General features: G+C 58.2%; 8 protein-coding genes and 1 pseudogene. 3 read left to right on the top strand and 6 right to left on the bottom strand.

Annotated features, from left to right (window positions below; translation table 11 throughout):
• From VGK14_RS00065 to VGK14_RS00075, 3 genes and pseudogenes are all read left to right on the top strand, one after another.
• A pseudogene (locus VGK14_RS00065) lies at positions 1-151 on the top strand (peroxiredoxin); the annotation flags it as partial.
• Positions 152-312: 161 nt separating this feature from the next.
• Entirely contained in the window at positions 313-1,263 is a 951-nt protein-coding gene (trxB, locus tag VGK14_RS00070) for a thioredoxin-disulfide reductase (protein ID WP_331506850.1), read from the top strand.
• Positions 1,264-1,359: 96 nt separating this feature from the next.
• Positions 1,360-1,893 (top strand): Smr/MutS family protein, encoded by a 534-nt coding sequence (locus VGK14_RS00075; RefSeq protein WP_331506851.1) that lies wholly within the window; start codon positions 1,360-1,362, stop codon positions 1,891-1,893.
• A gap of 7 nt (positions 1,894-1,900) precedes the next feature.
• On the opposite strand, the gene VGK14_RS00080 is transcribed toward VGK14_RS00075, so the two are convergent.
• The 6 genes from VGK14_RS00080 to VGK14_RS00105 form a co-directional block, all read right to left on the bottom strand.
• Positions 1,901-2,353 carry a universal stress protein gene (locus VGK14_RS00080; protein ID WP_331506852.1) on the bottom strand — a complete coding sequence of 151 codons (453 nt, stop codon included), beginning with the start codon at positions 2,351-2,353 and terminating at the stop codon, positions 1,901-1,903.
• Between the two features lie 45 nt (positions 2,354-2,398).
• Positions 2,399-3,385, bottom strand: a complete 987-nt coding sequence (locus VGK14_RS00085) for a zinc-dependent alcohol dehydrogenase family protein (protein WP_331506853.1) — start codon at positions 3,383-3,385, stop codon at positions 2,399-2,401.
• Positions 3,386-3,565: 180 nt separating this feature from the next.
• A complete protein-coding gene (locus tag VGK14_RS00090) occupies positions 3,566-4,189 on the bottom strand; it encodes a cytochrome b/b6 domain-containing protein (protein WP_331506854.1) in 624 nt (207 codons plus the stop codon).
• 24 nt (positions 4,190-4,213) lie between these two features.
• The gene (locus VGK14_RS00095; protein WP_331506855.1) at positions 4,214-5,524 is read right to left on the bottom strand and encodes a class I SAM-dependent methyltransferase; all 1,311 of its coding nucleotides are present in this window, start codon (positions 5,522-5,524) and stop codon (positions 4,214-4,216) included.
• 46 nt (positions 5,525-5,570) lie between these two features.
• Positions 5,571-5,807 carry a hypothetical protein gene (locus tag VGK14_RS00100; protein WP_331506856.1) on the bottom strand — a complete coding sequence of 79 codons (237 nt, stop codon included), beginning with the start codon at positions 5,805-5,807 and terminating at the stop codon, positions 5,571-5,573.
• A gap of 68 nt (positions 5,808-5,875) precedes the next feature.
• A complete protein-coding gene (locus VGK14_RS00105; RefSeq protein WP_331506857.1) occupies positions 5,876-6,070 on the bottom strand; it encodes an SAP domain-containing protein in 195 nt (64 codons plus the stop codon).
• Positions 6,071-6,407: the final 337 nt, after the last annotated feature.

Here is a 6,407-nt window from a genome sequence, read left to right on the forward strand (position 1 = left end):
CGACGAGATGCTGCGCATGGTGGATGCCTTGCAGTTCTTCGAGCAGCACGGCGAAGTGTGCCCCGCCGGCTGGAGCAAGGGCAAGCCCGGCATGCAGGCCTCCACCGCGGGCGTGGCCAGCTATCTGGCTGACAATGCCGATACACTGTAAGTGCTAAAATAAAGGCTTTCTCGGTCTGAAATGCAGGAAGGCGCGGTTGCGCCTTCCTGCATTTCAGGCGGCCTTTTGTTGTGTTATCTGCTGCCGGAACATACGCGGCCCCGTCAGATACGGTAAAATTCTTCGCAATCTAATACCCTGGAGTTCGTCCGATGTCCACCAAACACGCCCGTCTGCTCATTCTCGGCTCCGGCCCGGCAGGCTATTCCGCCGCGGTCTATGCCGCCCGCGCCAACCTGAAACCGGTACTGGTCACCGGCATCGCCCAGGGCGGTCAACTGATGACCACCACCGACGTGGACAACTGGCCGGCCGATGCCGAAGGCGTACAGGGTCCGGAACTGATGGCGCGCTTCCAGCAGCATGCGGAGCGCTTCCAGACCGAAATCATTTTCGACCATATCCATACGGCGAAACTGTCCGAGAAGCCGATCCGGCTGATCGGCGACGCCGGTGAATACACTTGCGATGCGCTCATCATTGCCACCGGCGCATCGGCGCAATATCTCGGCCTGCCGTCGGAAGAAAAATTCTCGGGCAAGGGCGTATCGGCCTGCGCCACCTGCGACGGTTTCTTCTACCGCAACCAGGAAGTCGCGGTGGTCGGCGGCGGCAACACCGCGGTGGAAGAAGCACTCTACCTCGCCAACATTGCCAGCAAGGTCACGCTGGTACATCGCCGCGACAAGTTCAAGGCCGAAGCCATTCTGGTAGACAAGCTGATGGAGCGCGTCAAGGAAGGCAAGATCGAACTGCAGCTGTTCTCCACGCTGGAAGAAGTGCTGGGTGATGCCAGCGGCGTGACCGGCATGCGCATCAAGGACGTCAATACCGGCGACATCAGGGAAATCGCGCTGCAAGGCATTTTCATCGCGATCGGCCACAAGCCGAATACCGATATTTTTGCCGGCCAGCTGGATATGGAAGGCGGCTACATCATCACGCAGATGGGCCGCACCGGCAACGCCACCGCCACCAGCGCGCCCGGCGTGTTCGCTGCGGGCGACGTGCAGGACCACGTCTACCGCCAGGCCGTCACCAGCGCCGGCACCGGCTGCATGGCGGCGCTGGACGCGGAGCGGTACCTGGATCAGTTGAAGTAACAACATCAGCCACAGAGACTTAAAAAGAGCGCGGAAATATCATGAAATTTCTCTCCGGCACTCCGCGTTCTCTGTGGCTAATGGTTTTGTAGCGCAATGAGCGACAAAGCGGACGACCTGAAACTGTTCCGCGAAGCGGTAAAAGACGCCAAACCGCTGAAGCACGAGCGCGTGCTGTTGCGGCCGTCTCCCCCCCAACCCATCCCGCATCAATTCATCCGCGACGAACAACAGGCGCTAGCGGATTCGCTTTCCGACGTCTACATCGCCGCACACGAAATGGAAAGCGGCGAAGAGCTGCTTTACCTGCGCGACGGCCACTCCCCCGACATCCTCAAAAAACTGCGGCGCGGCCACTGGGTCATTCAGGACCAGCTCGACCTGCACGGCATGCTGGCGGATGAGGCGCGGGCCTATACCGCGGAATTCCTCAACCAGTGCAAGAAGTGCGGCATCCGCTGCGTGCGCATCATCCACGGCAAAGGCCTGGGCTCGAAAAACCGCGAACCGGTACTGAAGAACAAGCTGCGCAACTGGCTGATGCAGCGCGACGAGGTCATCGCCTACGCCCAGGCGCGGCAGGTGGATGGCGGCAGCGGCGCGGTTGTCGTGCTGCTGAAAGCGCGTTGAAAGCGCTTCAGGATGGCGCCTGATCCTGCTTGACCAGCAATACCGGCACAGAGCTCAGGCGGATAACGGCTTCGGCGTCGCTGCCCATCAGCAAGTGGTTGAATCCGCGGCGCCCGTGCGTTCCCATGACGATGACATCGGCCGGCCATTGCCTGGCCTGCTCCACGATGAGCCCGGCCACACGCCCGCCGGCAGTCTCGACCATTTTCGACTCTGCTGCCACGCCTGCGGCGGATGCTGCCGCCATTGACTCATTCAGGATATTTTCACCCCATTTGCGCAGGCTTTCGAGCACTCCCACGTCAAACGCTATTCCCGGATCCATCGCCGGCATATAGGTATCAACCACGCACAGGAAGCGCAATTGCGCCTGCTGATCCTTGGCCAGGCGAATCGCTTCCTGCACGCCACGCTTCGACGTTTCGCTGCCATCGACGGGGGAAAGAATATATTTGTACATGAGGTTAGCTCCAGAACTCGAATAGCGGGATTCGATGCGGCATACCTAGTCCATCACCAGCACAGCCGCGCCACGTATCCTACCCTGCCGCAGACGATCGACGGCTTCGTTAGCCGACTCCAAGGGAAAAGTCTCCACCTCGGTTCTGATTCCCAACCTGGGCGCCAAGTCGAGAAATTCCTCGCCGTCGCGGCGGGTAAGATTGGCGACGGAACGCACGACACGTTCGCCCCACAGCATGGCGTAGGGAAACTGCGGAATATCGCTCATATGGATACCGGCGCACACCACCGTACCGCCTCTGGCGGTATGGCGCAGCGCTTGCGGAACCAGCGCCCCGACCGGCGCAAAAATAATGGCCGCGTCCATTTCTTCCGGCGGCGCGGCAGTGGAATCCCCCGCCCAGGCTGCGTCCAGTTCGGCAGCGAACGCCTGGCCGGCAACATCGCCCGGTTTGGTGAACGCGAAGATTTTCCGGCCTTGCGCACGCGCCACCTGAGCGATGATGTGCGCGGCCGCCCCGAAACCGTAGATACCCAGCCGCTCTGCATCTCCGGCAGCAATCAGGGCCCGATAGCCTATCAGCCCGGCGCACAGCAGCGGCGCGATTTCGGCATCGGTGTAGCGGTCCGGCAACGGCAGGCAATAACGCTGATCGGCCACCGTATATTCGGCATATCCTCCATCCAGCGTGTAGCCGGTGAACAGCGCTTCGCCGCAAAGGTTTTCGCGGCCGCTCGCGCAATAGCGGCAATGGCCGCAGGTACGGCCCAGCCAAGGCACGCCCAGCCGCTGCCCAATGGCGAAACGCTCTACCTGTGCCCCCTTGTCGACGACCACGCCCACGATTTCATGGCCGGGGATGAGGAGATGCTTGGGCTGCGGCAGTTCACCGTCGATCACATGCAGGTCGGTACGGCATACGCCGCAAGCTGACACCTTGAGCAGAACGTCATCCGCGCCGGGCACGGGCCGCGGCATGTCGACCTCGCGCAATCGACTACCTGCTGCATCCAGAATCATCGCCCTCATAAAAGCCCGTTCCTGCCGCCAAAGGCGCTCTGCATTGGTTTGCCTCCCGCTTCTTATTCCGTTGCCGGCAAATGCGCGGCCACTTCGGTACATCCAGTACACGCACAGCGGATTTTCCGGGCAAGAATACCATCGAGTTTGGCGGCCGCTAGCGATGAGCAACGCGCGTCCCGCCATCCTTTAAGGCTGCGAGCTTTCCTTGTTGCCGGTCAGCATCGCTTTCACAAGGTTTTCTTTATGCAAGAGGCTGGAAACGGCGACGCCCATCAGATGAATCGCGATTAGCGCCAGCATGAAATAGGCAGCGGCTTCGTGTACTTCTTTCCAATACTCTTCAGCATCGCCCTCTCCTGCTGGCCGGCTTTCGGCGCTGTCGCCGTCCGCGCTGGCGACAGCGATTATTGAAACTCCATCGTTGCTGGCCAGCGGCCCGTGGCCTTCCTGCGCATAGACTTCCAGGCCGGTCACCGTGACGACGAGCAGCGTCGTCAGCATCAGCACTACCATGTAACCGCCGGCGGGGTTATGCCCCAAATAATGCTGCGGTTTTCCGCCAAGCAGGGCCTTGAGATACCCGATCACCGTTGCCGGAGCGAAAATAAAATCCTTGAACCTGGCATGCTCGCTGCCGACAAAGCCCCATACAATACGAAAAATAACCAACGCCATGACCGCATAGCCGGCATCGATATGCACTGCGCTTTCCTCATCCCCGGTCACAAAGGCGACCGTGAATAAAACGACCAATGACCAATGAAAGCACCGCAGCAGCGGGTCCCACACTTTGATCGCATTCCGGCTCATCGTTCACCCTTCACCGTAAAATGGTCACGCCTCGTAGATATCGCGCCGTGTGAGCGGCAACGACGGCAATCCGCTCTCCTTGCGCACGGCCAGAATCTGGTGGATGCCTGTCGTGCCTTGTTCAAACTGCAGCGCACAACCTGTCATATAGAGCCGCCATACCCGGAATGTGCGCTCGCCCACCAGGCGGATGATCTCTTCGGCATGCGCCTCGAGGCGTTGCACCCAATGCCGCAGGGTGAGCGCGTAATGCGGCCGCAGACCTTCCACGTCGAAAATTTCAAAATCGGCCTCTTCCATCCGCGACAGCACATTGCTCACCGTATCCAGCTCGCCATCCGGAAACACATGGCGATTGATGAAACGGGTCGATACGCCGCGATTCCAGTCCGGCTCGTCGCTGGTAATGCCATGGTTCAGGAACAGCCCGCCGGGTTTGAGCACGCGATACACGGTATCGAAGTAGGTCGGCAGCTTTTTCAATCCGACATGTTCGAACATGCCTACGCTGACAACCTTGTCATAGGCTGCGCTGGCAGGCAGATCCCGATAATCGCGCAATTCCACCGTAACTCGTCCTTGCAGGCCCTGCCGCTCGATTTCCCCGCATGCGTACTCGTACTGATTGCGGCTGAGAGTGATGCCGTGGGTGCGAACGCCGTAAAATTTTGCCGCCCAGCACACCAGCGCGCCCCACCCGCAACCGATATCGAGCAGCGTTTCGCCGGGACGCAAGCGCAACTTGCGGCAAATGTGGTTCAGCTTGTTGCATTGCGCGAGTTCCAGTTCCTGCTGCGGAAATTCAAAATAAGCGCAGGAATAAACCATGCGCTCGTCCAGCCACAAGCGATAGAACTCGTTGGAAACGTCATAGTGGAAAGCAATGCTGTCGCGGTCATTGCGGCGCGGGCGGCGGGCTATGGCTGCGCCCTGCAATGCGCGCCGGGACTTGCCTAAGCGACGAAATTTGCCTAAATCCAAGGCCAAAGCGCGCAAGGCCAGCCAGGCTTTTTCGATGAATGGCAGACGCAGATTTTCGAGGTGATGGCGCAGCCCCAGCGCGGCGTTGAAATCTCCCGCCACCTCGACATCGCCGCCGAAGTAGGCTTCCGCCAGCCGCACCGGATCCCGAAACAGCACCAGATCGCGCAGCACGCCGGGGTGGCGCAGATGAAGCGTGAAAGCCGGCTGACCTTCTCCGACCTGCAATACCCGGTTATCCCACAAATATACGGCCAAAACGTTAGGATAGCCGTCCAGCAGGCGATAAAGAATTCGATGTGCCGAATCCAGACCGTTATATGCCTGTTCGCGATAATTTGCCTGAGAAAGCATGATGCCCTCCTTGTCAAGCTGCCGCAGATTGCAGGGAAAAGAATCGTCAGACCGTCAGCTTGACCCCGCTTAATCCAAGCCTGGTGCCGCCAACGGATGCAGCGGCAACCAGCGCGTCGCTTTCCCGATCGAAAATAACCAACAGCCTGCGGTCTGGCCGCGGATCGACGGTAAGCACTTCCAGCGAGCGCACCTTGCCGTATTGGCTCATCAACTCATATACCTTCTTTTTGAAATCCGTATCGCTGCCTCTGAACGATGCAAATACTTTTCTGACCTTCATATTATTTCCCCTTTGCATATGGATGGGAAGCCGATCCTCTGCCGAGTACAGCAATCTTGCGTTAATCCTTATTTATGCAGGGCGGTCATACAGTCTTCACGCCATAAACAATCATGCTGATCGCAATTGCCATCGGTCGCCGTGGCATAACAGTCAAAATTTCCCTCTTCCCGCTGAATCGCCCTGATCAAATCGGCCTTGCTCAGACCTCTGGTGCTGATATGGTTGCCGCGGGCAATTTCTCGAATTTCTGCTACTTTCATGGTATGTATCCTTGAAAATATGTAGTTTCCGAAACAAGGGGTTAATTGCCTGATTTTATTCCTGCCGCCCCATGTAAGCTATTACTAATATAGTAGATATTAAACTCCTGTTTCTTAAAAAAAACAATCTTAATTTGGGGCTATTGAAGCAGGGAAAATCGGGTGAAAATGCCAGACTAGGCAGGAGCACAGCAAGATTAAGAGCGTCTAACAAAATGAGGAGACAAGATTCAACAGTGGCGCGGGTTGGCCGATAACCTTCTGGAATAAAGCCGAAGGAGGAGCCATGCCGAAGCCACTGGTGGACGACGAATTATGGAACATCATCGAACCTTTG

The organism is Novimethylophilus sp., assembly GCF_036504375.1.
In the GTDB taxonomy this organism is placed as follows: Bacteria; Pseudomonadota; Gammaproteobacteria; order Burkholderiales; family Methylophilaceae; genus Novimethylophilus.

What these genes read in the sequence shown, in the direction of transcription:
- trxB (WP_331506850.1), top strand. Translation starts at nt 313, where the DNA reads ATGTCCACCAAACACGCCCGTCTGCTCATTCTCGGCTCCGGCCCGGCA.
- VGK14_RS00075 (WP_331506851.1), top strand. Translation starts at nt 1,360, where the DNA reads ATGAGCGACAAAGCGGACGACCTGAAACTGTTCCGCGAAGCGGTAAAA.
- VGK14_RS00080 (WP_331506852.1), bottom strand. Translation starts at nt 2,353, where the DNA reads ATGTACAAATATATTCTTTCCCCCGTCGATGGCAGCGAAACGTCGAAG.
- VGK14_RS00085 (WP_331506853.1), bottom strand. Translation starts at nt 3,385, where the DNA reads ATGAGGGCGATGATTCTGGATGCAGCAGGTAGTCGATTGCGCGAGGTC.
- VGK14_RS00090 (WP_331506854.1), bottom strand. Translation starts at nt 4,189, where the DNA reads ATGAGCCGGAATGCGATCAAAGTGTGGGACCCGCTGCTGCGGTGCTTT.
- VGK14_RS00095 (WP_331506855.1), bottom strand. Translation starts at nt 5,524, where the DNA reads ATGCTTTCTCAGGCAAATTATCGCGAACAGGCATATAACGGTCTGGAT.
- VGK14_RS00100 (WP_331506856.1), bottom strand. Translation starts at nt 5,807, where the DNA reads ATGAAGGTCAGAAAAGTATTTGCATCGTTCAGAGGCAGCGATACGGAT.
- VGK14_RS00105 (WP_331506857.1), bottom strand. Translation starts at nt 6,070, where the DNA reads ATGAAAGTAGCAGAAATTCGAGAAATTGCCCGCGGCAACCATATCAGC.